Here is a 16,964-nt window from a genome sequence, read left to right as displayed (position 1 = left end):
CGGGGTTGGTGCGGGGGCTGGCGCGGGGGTTGCGGGGTGTGCAGGTGGTGGCTGTGCATGTCACGGAGGACGGGCGTGCGCAGTTGCGGGATGGCCGGTTGGTGACGCCTGAGGAGTTCGCCGAGGAAATGTGGGAGAACGAGCGTTTTGTACCGGGCTTTCCGTTGGCGTTTGTGGGTTGTGGCGCGTTCCGGCAGCCGGTAGGGGGTGGGGCTTCGTTCGCCGAGCAGGTTGCGGAGGTGTTGAGTACGACGGCGAGCTGGGGGACTGATAGTGATGTGTGGCTGACCGAGGATGGTTCGTTTCACGCTACGAACACGGTTGTGATGCCCGACGGTCGTATGCTGCCGACGTTCGTCGCTGGTAAGGGGACCGGTCATTGGTACCGCCGTGATTCGGGCGGGGACTTGGTCGAGCACGGTTCGGAGTTGCGGGCGGCGTTCAACGGCTGGGCCGAGCCGAGTTATGCGCAGGGGGCACACCCCGCCCCGTTGACCAGGTGGGCAGGAACGCCAGAACCAAACCGATCCGGGCTGTCCGGTGGGGCGGGACCGGCACAGATGTCCGATGTGGATTCCGCGAGGGTGCCCTTTGGTGAGTTGATGCCGTTGAGGGGGGCGGCGGATGCGTGGGCGGGGTCTGAGCCGCGTGGCGGGGAGGTGGAGTACATGCGGGGTGGGTCACGTGGGCCGCTGCCGGATGTGGTGGATGGCCGGCCGGTGTTGGACGCGGGGGAGTTGGCGGAGGTTTCTGACGCGGCGCTGGACGCTTTCATGGCAGCGACGGGAGCGCCTGCGCGGCCGAGGTTAGCCGACGTTGATGGTCACAATGTCGTGGCGTTCCTGCGGATGCTGGATTGGTGGGGCGTTGTGAACCATGCGCTGGTGGTGAAGAAGTGGAAAACGACGTGGAGAACCCGCACGTTGTGGTCGGATCCGGAAGTCCTGTTGGAGGAGGGCATCGACGCCTGGTATGTGATGGGCGAGTACGCCCAAGGGGAAAGGCCGGATAGCGCCACGCGGTCGGAGGACTTGTGGGACCCGCTGACCCAGGGGTCGCCGCGCGCGTTAAGGGAGGTGCCGCCGCATCTGGATCCGGGCGGGGTATTCCCGCCGGGAACCCGCTTGGACAACGACGGTGAGTCGGTGGAGTTCTTTGTGCATGTGGTGGATCCGGCTGGTCGCAGGGTGGAGTACGGGCTGGCGGATCCGGGGCTGTGGCATCGTGGCCGCGAGGTCGAATGGGGTGGATTGTTCGCGGCCTTGAACGATGTGGGGCCTGCGGAGTTGACGAGTATGGTCAACCCGGGGGTGCGCCGGAACCAGTATCTGGCTCAGGCGTTGGGGGTGGATGAAGCCACGGCGCGGGTGTGGCGGATGTGGTCCCATCTGCCCGAGGGGTGGCATGCCGAGGCGTTGCGCCGGGCGATCACCGGGTCCGTGGTCAGCACTTACGGCGGGCGGGAGGCGGTCAAGGCACTGGTCGAGACACTGGTGCCGGACGGTCCGCGGTACCAGGAGCGGTTGCGCGTTCTGGGGGAGCTCATGATGCCCCTGGCCGATCGCCGACGTCGGCTGGGGGAGTGGGGCGAGGAAGGGCCTTCCCAAGAGGGTGTCCCCCGCAGCGCGGATGAGCACCGCGACGAGCTGCAGCACATGGTGGACCAGCTCGGTGGCCTGGACCAGGTGGTGCTCGCTGCGAGCAAGCCCGACATCCAGGTGGAAGTGCGCGACTTCGGCGGTCCTGCACCGCAGCGTGCCGGTGTGCGAGACCGGCAGCCCAGTCCGCGGGAGCTGAACGTGCTGCATGAGTTGGTGCATGCTCTGGATGGTCGTGAGCTTGACTACCTCACGCGCTTCTTCGGCGAGGACTGGCAGGTCGCCCGGGCGATCGGCATTTCTAAGGCAGACGTGCGCGCGTGGCGTCGCGGCAGTCCCGGCGATCGGGCGGTGCTGCGCGGGATTGTGCTGGACACGATTGTCGCGGCGTTCGGCGGGCCGGAAGCAGCGGTCGCGCTGGCTGACCGATTGCGGGAGCTGGGCACCGAGATGGGCCTGCAGATGGCCAAGCGGGGGGAGCTGGACCCCCGGGAGGGCGTGCAGGTGGCCTCGCAAGGGCGGCCGGAGCGGGCATCTGCCGCCGCGCTGAATGTTTTCAGTTTGCAGACCACGCGGGATTGGTGCGCGTGGACTCTTAGCGATGTAGTGGAGTACGTCGCCGGGGATGCCGTTCCCGCCGAAGTCCCGGACGGGGAATTGGTGCGTCACCTCGGTCCGGCACGAGCGGCCGCGGTGACCAGAGTTTCCGAGTCCACGGCTCAGGCGTGGCTGGACGGCAGTAGCCAGCCCGACGCCTTCGAGCGGCGGGAGATGCGCGAGGCTGCCCGGCTCTCGGGCTCGGAGCTGGTGCGCTTCCTCGGCCCGGGCAGAGCAATCGAGGTTACCGACTCCGGCGGGTTGCCTCCAGGCGAGTTGTACGTATGGAATTGGCTTACGGGCGTCCGCGAGCCCCACGCGGGGGAAGCTGGGGAGCTGCGCCAGGATGTTCTGCGGGCTATCACCGACGCACTCCTCTCGCCAAAGCCGTTGCGGCGGTTGGTGTGGAGCGAGAACGGGATACGGGAGGCTGAGCGCCGTCTCGCGTGGGCAGATGCCACGAAGGGAAGCGAGTTCCCGTACGGCGCATTGTCACAGTGGAAGAAGGTAAACAACCCACATCCGCCTCTGCGGCCCGAATCGCGAGAGGTCATCGAGGGACTCGGGAAGTCGTTGAAGGCTTCGGTCAACTACATCGTTGTTCAGGTCCTGCTCGGCAATGAGGATGCGAAGGCCATGGTGGCGGGCTCGGGGATCGTGATTCCTGGCCCGGGGCCTGATGCGGTCACGAGGTTGCTGGAGCAGATCGCCGATCACCTCCGCGCCGCGACGGGCATGCTGGACTCTGGTATGTTGCGGCGGGTTGTGGGAGGTACGGCGAGTAAGCAGTTCCAGGACGCCACCGGGGGTGTCGTCCCGCAGCTTCGTCTGACCGGTGGCCCCGATGCCGTTCGGGAGTTCATGCGGCGGACGGCGGCGGACGGCGTTCATTTCCTTGTGCTGAGGGTACCGTCGGCGGCCTCGCAGGATGCCCCGCGGGCAGAGTACGTGAAGGGCAACGACGCGAATGTGTTCCTGGCGGCTGGTGACTTCTTTAAAGGCGGGCAGGCGCACTATTTCCTGGACATGGTCCAGGGTAATGACAGAAACATCGATCCCGGGTCGGCGTTGCCGTCGGAGGTGATGGCGGACGCGGGCGATGACTTGGCTTGGTGGGCTCAAAATGGCGGGTTGCGCGCCTCTGCGGGGGGCAGCGATGGTGGTGGTTGCGCAGTGCCTGTGTCGCGGGGCGCGGGTTCGTAGCCGGCCGTCGCCGACATCATTTTGGGTGGGCAAGCGCAGGTGGCGTGGCTGGATGGCCATCTCGGCTCGTCCGGGGGGCACGGCTGGACCGGGCGGACGTAGGTCCTTTCCGCGAGGATGGCGCGAAGCTCGGCCATTTCTTCAGCGGGCCGTCTTCCTCGATGGTGGCACGGCTACGGCGTGCCGGTCAGTTGTTGTTGATGTACTTGGGCTTCACCAATGGCGTGAACTCGGGCTGCGTGGCATCTCACGAAGGAAGGCCAAGCGCACCAACATCCGTGATCCGGTCGCCACTCGGCCAGCGGAGCTGTTCCGGCACGGGTTCACGCAGGGAGCGCCGAACCGGTTGCGGGTCGTGAAACCCCGATTTCCATTGAGATCGAAGGTTCGATATCAACGGAAATTGCGGAAGAACTCACTCATCGGGTGGTGAACCTGGTGGTGAACCTGGTCGGAGGTGTCCCTTCGCAGGCGCTAAGGTAGCCGCCGCTGTCCCTCCACAGGCGTTAGCCGCCGGTGCCTGTTCGCAAGCGCCACCGTGGCCCGCACGTCGCTGCGAAGAGGCCCAAGAGGCTTGGATCACGCCGCTAGTTCGGTTGGCTCCATCGAGGCCTTCAACTTGCGGAGTGCGTGGTGCAGGCGGGATTTGACCGTGCCTACGGGAATTCCGAGGACGTCGGCGGCGCTGGCCGCGGTCCGGTCGGCGAAGTACACCTGGTAGAGCACGCTGCGGTGTTCCGGGATGAGCTCTTGCAGCGCATTGGCCACCGACATCGATGTGATGACGTCATCCGAGTGGTCTCCCACGATGCCGACTCCGATGCCCGCGGACTCCTCGACCTCGTCGGGGCGAGCCCTGCGGGCACGGATCTTGTCGATGGCGATGTTGCGCGCCACCTTTGTCAGCCAGCCCCAGGCCGAACCGAGTTCGGGGCGGCTGAGCGCGTCAGCGTGCCGCCAGGCGCGCACCATCGTCTCCTGGACGATGTCCTCGGCCTGGTGTGGATCGGACATCATCCGGTTGACGTAGACGTGCAGAGCCGCGAAATGGTCCCTGTAAAGCTGGTTTACCACGGATTGCGGGTCGGGGGCGGGCCTGTACGGCTCGCTGGAGCGTGCCTTGTCCTCCCGGTGTGACGCAATGGAATTCAACATGCTGACCACCCTGGTCCGATCCTGCGAGCTGTCCGCGCGACCAGTCGACGGCGGCGTGGCGTACTGCGGTTGTGCTCGATCACTCGCTTGTACTTCTATGTTTCCTCTTGTACTGAGCCGGAAAATCAGTGAGCTCACGTACACCGCCAAATGAGGTAGAGAAGGGCAACTGATGGAACTTCTGCGGGGCGAATCCGTGACGCGAACGTGGTAGTCGCGGTGAGTGAGGGCCTGTGCCCAACGAGTTGGTCACAGGCCCTCACGCCTCCGGGTGCCGCGTGCGGTTGATTCAGCCACAGAGGCGGTCCATTTGGGGCAGTGGAGCGTGTTGGTCGATGCCCGGCTGCCGGGTGGCTTCGATGGCGATCTCGACCCTGGAGCGCGCCCCGAGTTTCGCCAGGATGTGCGAAACGTGTACCTCGATGGTGCGTCTGGAGGCGAAGAGAATTGCCGCGATGTCCGCGTTCGCGTGGCCTGCCGCGACGAGTCTGGCGACCCTGAGTTCGGTTGGCGTCAGGGCTTCCCAGCCGGCGGTCGCGTTTCTTCGGCGTGCACGCAGCCGACGCATACCGTGCGGGCGCAGCCGGGAGTCGGCGCGCAGCAGGTCCCAGTTGGCGCCCAGGTCGGTGTAGATGCGAATCGCTTCAAGGTACGCCGCGCGGGCAGCGCCGAGATCGCCGTTTCTGGCGTGCAAGACGGCGCAATCTTCTAGTGCCTGAGCGAGTTTCGGGGGTTGGTCCATCCGTCGGTATGCGTCAACGACGGCGTCGATCAACGCCGGATCGCCCTCCAGCATCCCCCGGCAATGTCTGGCTGCCGTAACGATGGCCGGCGCTGACCCGTGGGCGGAATCGGCTTCGCAGGCTTCCGTAGCCCGTACTGCCGTGTCGCGGTCATCAAGCTCCAGCGCGAGTCGGACCAGCAGCGGCAGCCAGGTGTGCCGGGTGCCAGGGTGCTCATCGCGGGCCAGCGCAGCGCCCAGGGCTGCCGCGGCATCGTCTTGACGACCATCCCTCTCATACAACGTCGCTAGTGCCAGCAGCGCGAACTCCGTGCATCGGTCTGGGCTTTCGGTGACTGCGGAAAGATGTTGCGCCATGATGTCGCGTTGGTCGCGGTGACTTGCGATGACCGCTGCCAGGCAACGCAGTCGCGATTGCTGCGGGGCGGGCATCCCGTCGTAGCACTCCATCGCCGCGTTCAGTTCGGCCACCGCTTCGTCCCACCTGCCGGTGACATGGAGATGCTCGGCGGCGGACAGCCGCGCCACGCCGCGCTTGGGCGAGGTCCCGTAATGTTGCGCGATGGCTTGTATTTCCCGCACGGTCTCCTCGGCCTTGTCGACCTTGCCGAGTTCGAAGAGCACGCCGCGAAGGTCGACCAGGATCAGCAGCCGCTGATCGGTGGACTCGGGGTCGTTGCCCAACTCGGACAGTGCGCGCTCGAAATTGGCTGCCGCCCCAGCAAGATCACTTTGTTGGACCGAAATCAATCCGGTCACGTGCAGTGCTAGGCCGATCGCGAACGGGTCGCCGGCCTCCCGTCCGATGTCCAGTGCCCGTCGGGCCGCCGTTTCCGCGGTCTCGACCTGGCCGAGGGAAAGGGTGGTTCTGGCGCGCAGGCCGTGCAGTCGTGCGGTCCAGCGACTGGCCAAATTGGTCGTCCTGTCGGCGTTTCCGGCGCCGATGGCGTTTTCGACCACGGTCCGGGCCTTGTCGACCCTGCCCCCCATGGTCAGCGACCACGCGAGGAACCAGCTGGTCTCGGCAGTGATCTCGGCGTCTCGGCTGCCGGCCAGGATTCCTCCGGCCAGTTTCTCGGCTTCCTCCGTGCGGCCGAGTAGCAGCAGCGCCTCGGCCAACCTGATCCGCAGCGGTTCGCGTCGCGGGTCGTCGGGATCCAGTGCGTCTGAAGCGGAGGTGAGCAGGTCGACCGCCAGTTCCGAGGCGCGGTGGGCCAGCTTGTGGCCATTGTGCAGGAGCCAGTCGACGCCCCACTCGTCGACGCCGACGGCGGCCTCCCCAGGTAGGGCAGCACGCAGGTGCTCGGCGATGTACTCGATCCTGGCGCCGGTTGGGAGGAGTGCGCGGGCGGCCTGGTTGTGCAGTGCGAGTCGGAGCGGAGTCGGGATGTCTTCATACAGCGCCTGTCGGACCACGCTGTGCCGGAATTGCAGTTGGGCACCGATTGCGACCAGAACGCCGGAGGTGAGTGCTTCTTCGACGAAGCCGACCAAGTCGGTCACCGATCGGCCGGACATCGCGCTCAGCTCGGTGACGGAGAACGCTGGGCCGAGAAGCGCCGCCAACCGCAACACTTCCCATGTGCTGCTGCCGCTGACGTGACGCAGCTGAGCAGAGATGGCCCTCGTCAGGGCCTCGGGCATCCCCGCCAATTCGGACGTCAGCTCGACGACGTTACCCGCCGACCGGGTGAGGTGGCCGTCACGTTGCAGGGAGTTGACGATTGCGTGAACATAATAGGGGTTTCCTGCCGCACCCTGCAGTATCTGGCGGAGCGTTGAGCCGACCGCGTCGGCGTCGAGCAGCTGCCCGGCCAGTTCGGCCGCCGCTGCTTCGTCGAGTGGGCCCAGCGTGATGACCGTGTTCCGCATGGCGGTCTGAACGCGACGAAGCAGTGCCAGGTCGGGCCGGTGCGGGGCAGGGCCGCAGGCGGCGATCAGCAACAACGGCAGGTGGCTGATCATCCGGCCCAGGCGGTGCCAGGCGAGGAGGCTGGCCGGGTCGGCCCACTGCATGTCGTCGATCACGAGGATCACCGGTGCAGTGGTGCACATGCCCTCGATGAGTACCAACAACCGCTCGATGGCGGCCGCTGGTGGGTCGGCACCGGCGCCGGAGAGCATGTCACTGATGGCTCGCTGGTCCGGGTCAGGCGAATTCGGCGTGATACCAAGGCAGTCGAGCACGACGCGCAGCTCGCGACGATGGGCGAACTCGTCGGCGGTTGCCCGCAACACCTGGCAGCCGAGTTCTTCGGCGCTGGCCAGCCCGGCTGCCAGCAACGCCGACTTGCCGATGCCCGTCTCGCCGTCGATCCATACCGCCGCGCCGCGTCCTTGTACGACCTGGCGGACTGCGTCCTTGAGGCGCCGCACTTCGTTGTCGCGGTCGACCAGGACAGTGCCGTAAGCGAAAGACTCCACGACCCGCTCCTTGCTCGACACTTGCCGTGCCATGCTCCACATGGCTTGCACCGCAAAGATTCAGCTGTGTCGCACAAGGGGTCAAGCTCGAGAGGTGCCCTGGACGCGAACTCTGCCCCAAAGGGCCGCGATCGGTGACCGTTTAGCCTGAGGTGTCTTGTTGGGTAGTCCTTTCGTGTTCTCGGTTGCTCAGGGCTTCGGATTCGGACCTGCGCAGCACCCGAACATCGCAACCCAAGTGTTCTATTTATCGCGCGGGTTGCCGCCGGTGGCATAACTGGGGCGTTCCTGAGCTGCGGTCACCGGCGCAGGTGCGACCGCATGTGGTGATAGGTCGGATTGCCCGATCCGCGCGTCTTGTTCGTCGGTTGTCGAAACGGCCTCCTGCTTTTGCTCCGGCGGATTGGTGGCTTGGTCCTGCGGCGTTTCGGCGGTCCACGCGGAGCGCCAACCGCGATTGCGACCGCGTCGGATGACCACGGCTGCTAAACCGCCGACCACGAGTGCGCCGATCATCAGGAATGCGAGGGTCAGCGCAATCTGCACCGGTCGGTGGTCGATGACCGGAACTGGCGGCAGCTGGAGCGGCGGGACCCGCTCGGACAGCGGCTTGTCGCCGGATTCCTCCGGAAGCAAGGTCGACAGCGCGGCGTAAGGGTCGACAACGCCGAACCCCAGCGCGCGGTCCGGAAGCGTGGATCCAGGGTGGTCGGCCGTGGTCAGCATGCGGTGCCGGACCTCGGCGGCGGTGAGCGTTGGGCGGTAGCTGCGCACCAGCGCCGCGGCACCCGCCACGAAGGCGACGCCGATCCCGCCGCCGGAGGCGATGAAGTGACCGGATCCGCTCGGGGCGACACTCAGCACGTTGTTCCCGGGTGCCACCAACGCGGGTGTCACGGGAGACGGGGTGTTCGACTTTTGAATAGGCGCGCCTGTCTCGTCGATCCCGGAAACCGCGAGCACGGAGGGAAATGCGGCCGGGTAGGGGGTTTGGCCGTTCTCCACGTTGATATCGGCCGCCGCGATGACGAGCACGTCACGTGTCGCCGCGTAATCCACGGCCGCGCGCAACTCGGCGGCGGGGACGGGCGTCGCCAGCGACACCGCGACCACCTTGGCGCCGCCATCCACCGCGAGCCGGATTCCACTGGCCAGCTTGGCGGGGTCGACCTCGTTAACATTCTCGGCCGCCCGGATCGGCAGGATTTCGGCATTCGGCGCGATACCGGCAAATCCCACCCCGGGGGTCGGTTTGGCCGCGATCAGGCCCGCCATGAACGTCCCACGGCCCGCGCAGTCGTTGTTCGCCGGACCGGAAGAAAGCAAATCTGTGCCCGGCCGCACCCGGCCTGCCAGTGTCGGCGTCGCCGCGCTCACTCCGGTGTCCACGACACCCACCAGCGTCGAGCCGCCCGTGTCGAGCTTCCACGCCAGTTGTGGCGCGAGCCGGCGTTGCGACCACGGCACCTCGCGCACGATGTCGTTAGCGGGCGCGGCGCACTGGCCGGACCCCGCGGAAACCGGAGCCGGCACGGTGACGAGCCCGACAAGAACCAGCAGCATGGTCGCCACCAGCCTGGACTGCCTAAGAACTCGCGCGCCGCGCGATTTCAACGGGCTTGACCGATCGCTCACCGGGGGCTCCCGACGGTTGCTTCGGTCGGTTCCAGCCAGGCGGTTTGGAGCAGTGTCGCGTTGCGCCGCGTGACGAGATGGGCACGGCCGGGGGGGAGGTTGCGGGGGCGCATTCCGTTGAGGAGCGGCATTTCCGTCGGGGGACAGGACAGCGCGAGGTCCGGCGTGTTGGATTCCTGCATGCGGCGTACCACCGAATCCATCGAGATCCGGCCGGAACCGGCCGCGCTGCGCGCCAGGATGACGTGCAGACCGATGTCGGCGGCTTGCGGCAGCAGTTCCAGCAGCGTGTCCAGCGGTCCGCCCATCGGGGTGATCAGCAGGTCGTAGTCGTCGATGAAGATGAACACCTCCGGACCCGACCACCAGTCCCGGCGCTGCATCTGCTGCGGCGTGATGTCCGGTCCAGGCAGCCGTTCCCGCAGTTCGGTCGTGGTCGGGCCGATGAGTTCGGCTGCCGCGGCGGACGAGAAAGCGAAGCCGCGACGGTAGGTGTCCGGAACCGCGTCGAGCAGCGCCCGGCGGGAGTCGATGAGGATCACTTCCGCTTCACCAGGTGCGTAGTTCTTCGTCACCGCGTCGGCGATCAGCCGTAGCACGGCAGTTTTACCGCTGGCGGTGTCGCCGAGCACCGTCAGGTGCGGTTGCTTGGAGAAGTCATGCCAGACCGGCTGCAGGTCCGATTCGCCCAGTCCCAGCGGCACCCGCAACTGCCCCTGCGCCGCGGGAAGTTCGGCGGCCGGCAGCACAGCGGGCAGCATTCGAACCGGGGGTGCCGGCGGCCCGTTCCAGCTGTCGGCGACCGTCTCGGCGAGGGAGCGTGCAGCCTCGGAAAGATCGTCGGTGCGCTGCCAACCATCGATGCGCGGCACTGCGGCCAGGAAGTGCAGCTTGTCGGGGGTGAGGCCGCGTCCGGGCTGCTTGGGCACGCCCTGCGCGGCGCGCATGTCGATCACCGAGTCGATAGCGTCGCCCAGCCTCAGCTCCAGCCGGGTGCCGAGCTGGTCGCGCAGTTGGCTGTGGATGTCCGACCACCGGGAGGTCGTCAACACCACGTGGATTCCGTAGGTCAGACCGCGCGCGGCGATCTGCCGGATGGTTTCGTCGTGCTCGTCGAAGTCGGCTCGTACCGTTGCCCAGCCGTCGACAACCAGGAACACGTCACCGAACGGGTCGTCGGTGATCCGGCCGTCGCGGCGCATTGCGCGGTACGCGGCCATGTTCTCCACGGAGTGCTTGGCGAACAGCTTTTCCCGCGTGGTCAGCACACCCTGGACCTCCGCGACCGTGCGGCTGACCCGCTCGGTGTCCATCCGGCCGGCCACGCCGCCGACGTGCGGCAGCTCGCTGAGCGTTTGCAGGGTGCCGCCGCCGAAGTCGAGGCAGTAGAACTGCACCTCCCCCGGGCTGTGGGTCAGCGCGAGTCCGGCGATCAGCGCGCGTAGCAGCGTGCTCTTGCCCGACTGGGTGCCACCGGCGATGCCCACGTGCCCGCCGACTCCTGACAGGTCCGCGAGGTAGAGGTCCCGGGCCTGCTCGAAGGGCTTGTCGACCACGCCGACGGGTACCGTCAGCCGGCCGCGACCCTGCCAGCCGACCGCGCTCAACCCGAGCTCCGGGTCGGGTGCCAGCGGCGGGAGCAACTGGTCCAGCGTTGGCGGGTCGGCCAGCGGCGGCAACCAAACCTGGTGCGCCGGCGGTCCTTGACCGCGCAGGCGACTGACCGCCACCTGCAGCAGCGTCTCGGTCGGCTCGTCGGCGTCGGCCTGCGTCTCGACCGGCTCCGGCTGGACCGGCTCCTCTTCCCGATCGGGCAGCCGAGCTGCCCCGAACGGCACGACCTGGCGCCGTACTTCCTCCTGGCGCTGTTCGACGGTGCGCCGCTTGAACGGCGCGGATACGTAGGCGGCCTTGAACCGGATCAGCGTGGCAACGTCGGAACGCAGGTAGCCGTTGCCCGGCGCGCTGGGCAGCTGGTAGGCGTCCGGGACACCGATCACCGAACGGCTCTCCATCGCGGAGAACGTGCGCAGGCCGATCCGGTACGAAAGGTGGCTTTCCAGCTTGTGCATGCGGCTGTCGTCGATGCGCTGACTGGCCAGCAGCAGATGCACACCGAGTGAGCGACCCAGCCGGCCGATCATGACGAACAGCTCGGAGAAGTCCGGGTGTGAGGCGAGCAGCTCGCTGAACTCGTCGACCACCACGAACAGACTCGGCATCGGATCCAGCGGCGCGCCGGCGGCCCGGGCTTTCTCGTAGTCCAGCAGAGAACTGTAATTGCCCGCGCTGCGAAGCAGTTCCTGCCGCCGCACCATCTCGCCCTGCAGCGCGTCCTGCATTCGCGTGACCAGCTCAGCCTCGTCGGCCAGGTTGGTGATCACCGCGGAGGTGTGCGGCAACTTGTCCAGGCCGAGGAACGTCGCGCCACCCTTGAAGTCCACCAGGACGAAGTTCAGGAACTCCGACGAGTGCGTGATCGCCATGGCGAGAACGAGCGTGCGCAGCAGCTCGCTCTTGCCCGAGCCGGTCGCACCGATCAGCAGGCCGTGCGGCCCCATCCCGCCTTGGGCGGATTCCTTGATGTCCAGCTCGATCTTGGTGCCGTTCTCGGCGATGCCGATCGGCACCCGCAACCGGTCCGGACCGCTGGTCCGGGGCCAGACCTTGGCCGGGTCCAACTTGTCCATCTCGCCGACGCCCAGCAGCGCGCCGAGGTCGAAGTCGGTGACCATCGGCTCGACGATGTCGGTGGTCGCCCCCAGCCGGAACGGCGAGATCGTGCGTGCAAGGGACTCGGCCTTGCGCATGCTGAGGGCATCGGGGGTGGCCAGCTTGGTGCGGACTTCGTCACCGGAGCGGTCGTTGCGGATCATCTCCAGCGCGTCCGGGGCGACATCCAACCGCAGTACAGTCCGGTTGGCGGGGCTCGGCCAGCTGTCGACCAGGTTGAGCAGGATGGCATTGCGGAACCCGGTGCCCATTATCCTGGACTCGCTGGGCAACTCCACACCGTCGACGACCACCACCACATAAGGCTCGTCCCGAGACGGCGACGTTCCCGATTCGAACCTGCCCCGTTCGCCCAGCTCGTCGGCGAGCAGTGCATCCAGGCCGGCGGCCGAGTCGGCTATGAGCCGCACGTTGCCCGCGCCGTCCTGTTCCGTGCCGTGCTGCGAGTGCGGCAGCCACTTCACCCAATCCCATTCCGCCGCTCGGGTTTCGCTGGTGCATATTGCGACCTTCAGGTCATCGGGGGAGTGGAAGGTGACCAGTTGCGCCAGCATCGCGCGCACCAGCTGCCGACCGGCTTCAGCGTCCCCGCGCATCTGCACCTGGGCGAAGCCGCGCAGGAAGATCGCGGTCGGCAGATCGTTGATGGTGTTGTACGCGCGGATGAAGCGCCGCAGCGCCCGCGCCGACAGTGGCTCGAGGTCCTCCACCGGCTTGCTCTGCGGCGGCGTGATGGTCATGGCCAGCTTCTGCGGGATCAAGCCGATCCGGATCTCGGCGAAGTCGGCGTGTGAGATGCGCCGCTCCCACAGCCGCGCGCTCATCGACACCGACCACAGGGCCGCAGGATCCGGGTGCCGCCACACCAGCGCAGTGCGCTGCTCGGCGGCGGTGGCGCGCACCTGTTTGCGGGTTTGCCCGAGATAGCGCAGGTAGTCGCGGCGTTCGCCGCGCATGCGGCGCTTGCGTTCGCCCGCGCCCCGTGCCATCTGCCCGAACCCCATGGCCAGCATCCCGACCGACATCAGTGAGACACCGATCAACGCCATGCCGCCGCTCTTGCCCATGAACATCAGCATCATCGCGCCGGAACCGAGCGCCATCGGCAGGTACATGAGCATGCCGCCGAAGCCCCCGCTGACCGATTCGGACAATACGGGCGGTTCCTGCAGGGAAAGCTCTCCGCTGGGCATGTCCGGCGGCTTCTGCCGTGGGGGTCGGCGGAACAACGTCACGCTCACCGCACTCTGTCCCTTCTTGCCGCTGCTGCTGGAGCGGGCCGCCGTGCGGGGGACTGCGATTTCAATGGAAAGCGAGGTCGGCGATTCCCGTTGAAGTCGCGGCACCCCTCACGGGGCAACCCGGCTCGGATTTGTCTGCTGTTGGTTGAGACACGGATGCGGACGTCTCTGCGGATCTGCCCGTTGTTACCCAACTTCGTTCGCATCGGACCGTTGGGGTGAACTTCCGGCGAGACGGCTGCGTGTTTTGGGCATGACGGGAACAACGCAGCCCACGGTCGGCGCCGGCGAGGTGTGCCGCCTGACGATCTACGGCCCCAAGTCGCGCATCGAGTTAGCGGTGCCGGCGCACGTGCCGCTGGCCGACCTGCTGCCGACCTTCCTGGGACATCTCGGCCAGGAGTTGGGCAACGCCGGACTGCAGCACGGGGGCTGGGTGCTGCAGAAACTGGGCGAGGCGCCCTTGGACGAGGACCTCGGCACGGCCGCGCTCGGTCTCTACGACGGCGACATGCTCCACCTCCGGCCCCGCAGCGAGCAGTTGCCGCCGGCGGACTTCGACGACCTCGCCGACGGGGTGGCCACCGGAATCTCCGAACGCAAGGATGCCTGGCGGCCGGAGCTGACCCGGCGGTTGTTCCTCGGATTGGTCGGTGTGGTGCTGGCTTTCGGGCTGCTGCTGGTGCCGACCATTGGCGTCGGCCTCGGCGTCGCTCTCGTGGCCGGCGGTGTGGCAGTGCTCCTGGTGGTCGGTGCCGCTGCCGCCTCCCGTGCGGCTGGCGACAAGGGCGGAAGTGTGTTGCTGTCGGCCAGCGCGATCGGCTTCGCTGCCGTGGCGGGACTGGCGTTGCCCGTACTGTGGCGGTCGCTGTTCGAGGCCCCGGGAGTGCTGACCGCTCCCTCAATTCTCTCGGCCGGGTGCTGCGTGGCTGTAGTCGCGGTGCTCGGAAGACTTGCGGTAGGCGGCGGTTCGGACTCCGGCTTCCTCTCCGCCGGGGTGGCCGCGATACTCACGGCTATCGCCGGCGGGCTGTCCCTGTGGGATGTGATCGGTGCGAAGGGCGCCGCGGCGATCGTACTCGCCCTGACATTTATGCTCGGCATGCGTGTTCCGCTCCTCGGCGCCCGCATGGCTGGTCTGCGCATACGGCCGCTGCCCGACACGGCCGAGGAGTTCCAGCAGGACGTCGACCCCGAGCCGAGCCGGGAACTGCTGGCCAGCACGGCCCGCGCCGACGAGTTCGTCACCGCTATCTACATCGGACTCGGCATCGTGGGAGCCTGCTGCCTCACGGTACTCGCGTGGAGCCCCGGCTGGGCACCGATGACACTGGCATCGGTGGGATCGGCGCTGCTCATGCTGCACTGCCGCGATTTGCTCAGCGCCCGGCAACGGCTCGCCGTGCTCACCCCCGGAATCGTCGGTGCCGGGATGGTGCTGACTGCCCTGTGTGCCTCCGGCCCACTGGCGCTGCGACTTTCCCTGGTTGGGGCGCTGATCGTGGTGGCTGCCCTGCTGTATGCGGGCGCCCGCACGCTGCCGGGACACAAGTTGCTACCGCACTGGGGCCGTGCTGCCGACTGGAGCCAGACCATTCTGGCCATCTCGATCATTCCCCTCGCGCTGGCCGCGATGGATCTCTACTCCCGGGTGCGTGCCGGATGGTCCTGACGCACAACAACCCAGATCAGTCGAAGGAGGTGTGCCATGCATTCGCGCAGTGACCAGGTCCAAGCGCACTCGTTCATGACCGCGCGGCTGGTTTCCGCACTGGTGCGCGCGGAGCCGGACATGGCCACCCCGCCGCTGCGGCGCACCCCGCTCGGCATGGTCATCGGGTTCATGCTGGCCGTGCTGATCGTGGCCGGGTTCGCAGTGGCTTCGTTGCTATCGCCAGGTGGCGCGACGGCGTGGACGCAGCCGGGCACGCTGATCGTGGAAAAGGAAACAGGCACCCGGTACGTGCTGGCCGACGGCGTGCTGCGTCCGGTGCTGAACCTCGCCTCCGCCCGACTGCTGCTCGGCGCGAACATGCAGGTGGCGAACACTCCGCAGTCCTCGCTGGCCAACGTGCCGCGCGGGACACCGGTCGGCGTCATCGGCGCACCGGACTCGTTGCCGGACCCCAGCGAACCCGCCGACGGCACGTGGCTGGTCTGCGCCGAATCCGTGGTGGATGCCACCGGCTCGCCGCGTCCGGTGCTCTCGCTGGGCGTCGGTTCAGCACCCGATGCGCTGCCCGTACCGGACGATAAGGCGGTCCTGGTGCGCTCCGCTGACGGAAACGAATACCTGGCGTGGCGCGACCAGCGAATGAAGCTGACGGCGCCGTGGGTGAGCCGGGCGCTCGGATACAACGACAACTCGGCCATCCGAGTTCGCGACGCTTGGGTCAACGCGCTACCCGCCGCTCCCGATCTCGGGGCGCCGCCGGTGTCGGGGCAAGGCGAGCCCGGCCCCGTGCTGGACGGTCAGCAGACCGTGATCGGCCAGGTTTTCGTGGTCAACGGCGTCGGGATGTCGGAACGGTACTTCATCCTGGCCAAACAAGGGCTGATTCCGGTGACCAAAACCGGAGCCGCGCTGGCGCTCGGCAACCCGGCAACCGCGGCCGCATATGGCGGCACGCAGGTGACGGCGCGGAAGCTCAGCTCGGCGGCCCTGGCGTCTGCCACGGTTTTGCCCGCACCTGAGGCGATGGCGGCATGGCCGCCTACTCCGCCGACTCTGATGGACGATCAGAGCCCGTGCGTTCAGTCCGTCACCGTCGGCGGCAACATTTCCCAGCGCCTGGTGTCACAGCCCAGCGTGTGGAACGCCGAAGTGGTCGACGGTCCTGGCTTCGTCCGCAACAAACTGACCGCGGACCGGATCGCGATGCAGCCGGGTAGCGGATTGTTGGTGCGAACCCTTCCGGCTCCCGGGGTGACCGGTGCCGGCCTGTACCTGATCGCCGAGCCCGGGGCGAAATTCCCGGTGCCGAACGAGGGTTCGGCCGCTGCGCTGGGCTTCTCGGGAGCGAGGGCCGTGGGGGTGCCCGCGAGTTTGCTGGACCTGCTTCCCACTGGTCCAGTGTTGTCCGGAAAGGGTGGGGGGTGACGCCGCTACATCGTGACAACGACAGCCCGGTATCGGGCAACGCCGAAATATCGCGGTTTCATTTCAGTCAATAGGGAGAAAAGAAATGAATAATGGACTCCCCGGAAGGGTGCAATACACCGGCTCCGGAAGCTTCTTCGGGCTCCAGGATCCTCAGTTGGCCGGTATCATCCAGGCCACCGACGATGCCCTGGCCCAGATTCGGGTGTTGAGAAACGGCGTGGTTGAGTCGTCTGGTGCGGTGTATAGGGCGAACCAGTCGCGTTCCGGGAAGATCCTCGAGGCTCGGTTCAACGATTGGGCGTCGGAATTCGGGCAGATCGAGAGCAATCTGACCACTCTGAACGAAAAGGTAAAGGGCCTGCGGCAGGTGTTGCTGCGTGCTGCTGATGAATCCGAAAGCCTAGCTGGCCACTGAAATCAGTTCTAAGTCGACTCCTGTGAAAGGGGAATGTCTTGTCTGACTTTCTAGTCAACCACACCAACTACGGCGACGCGAATAACCAACTCGCGATGGCCGTAAAACAGATGGGGCA

The 16,964-nt window shown here is 67.0% G+C and carries 7 protein-coding genes and 1 pseudogene; 4 read left to right on the top strand and 4 right to left on the bottom strand.

Features of this window, described 5'->3' with window-relative positions; all coding sequences use genetic code 11:
* A pseudogene (locus ACWDKQ_RS28865) lies at positions 1 to 3,398 on the top strand (hypothetical protein); the annotation flags it as partial.
* A gap of 579 nt (positions 3,399 to 3,977) precedes the next feature.
* Here ACWDKQ_RS28865 and ACWDKQ_RS28860 read toward each other — a convergent pair.
* The 4 genes from ACWDKQ_RS28860 to eccCa form a co-directional block, all read right to left on the bottom strand.
* A complete protein-coding gene (locus ACWDKQ_RS28860) occupies positions 3,978 to 4,553 on the bottom strand; it encodes a sigma-70 family RNA polymerase sigma factor (protein WP_450141923.1) in 576 nt (191 codons plus the stop codon).
* 289 nt (positions 4,554 to 4,842) lie between these two features.
* A complete protein-coding gene (locus tag ACWDKQ_RS28855) occupies positions 4,843 to 7,719 on the bottom strand; it encodes an ATP-binding protein (RefSeq protein ID WP_450141922.1) in 2,877 nt (958 codons plus the stop codon).
* A gap of 243 nt (positions 7,720 to 7,962) precedes the next feature.
* Positions 7,963 to 9,282, bottom strand: coding sequence for a type VII secretion-associated serine protease mycosin (gene mycP, locus ACWDKQ_RS28850; RefSeq protein WP_450141921.1), 1,320 nt, complete (start codon positions 9,280 to 9,282; stop codon positions 7,963 to 7,965).
* Positions 9,283 to 9,350: 68 nt separating this feature from the next.
* Positions 9,351 to 13,328 (bottom strand): type VII secretion protein EccCa, encoded by a 3,978-nt coding sequence (eccCa, locus tag ACWDKQ_RS28845; protein WP_450141920.1) that lies wholly within the window; start codon positions 13,326 to 13,328, stop codon positions 9,351 to 9,353.
* Positions 13,329 to 13,581: 253 nt separating this feature from the next.
* Here eccCa and eccD point away from each other — a divergent pair, with 253 nt between their 5' ends.
* The 3 genes from eccD to ACWDKQ_RS28830 all read left to right on the top strand — a co-directional run bounded on the left by eccD (position 13,582) and on the right by ACWDKQ_RS28830 (position 16,846).
* Positions 13,582 to 15,000, top strand: coding sequence for a type VII secretion integral membrane protein EccD (eccD, locus tag ACWDKQ_RS28840; protein WP_450141919.1), 1,419 nt, complete (start codon positions 13,582 to 13,584; stop codon positions 14,998 to 15,000).
* A gap of 36 nt (positions 15,001 to 15,036) precedes the next feature.
* Positions 15,037 to 16,428, top strand: a complete 1,392-nt coding sequence (gene eccB / locus ACWDKQ_RS28835; protein ID WP_450141918.1) for a type VII secretion protein EccB — start codon at positions 15,037 to 15,039, stop codon at positions 16,426 to 16,428.
* 85 nt (positions 16,429 to 16,513) lie between these two features.
* Positions 16,514 to 16,846: a hypothetical protein gene (locus tag ACWDKQ_RS28830; RefSeq protein WP_450141917.1), complete on the top strand. Its 333-nt coding sequence runs from the start codon at positions 16,514 to 16,516 to the stop codon at positions 16,844 to 16,846.
* Positions 16,847 to 16,964 lie beyond the last annotated feature (118 nt).

This window comes from Saccharopolyspora sp. NPDC000995 (genome assembly GCF_053599315.1).
This window is presented reverse-complemented; position numbering and strand designations above follow the sequence as displayed.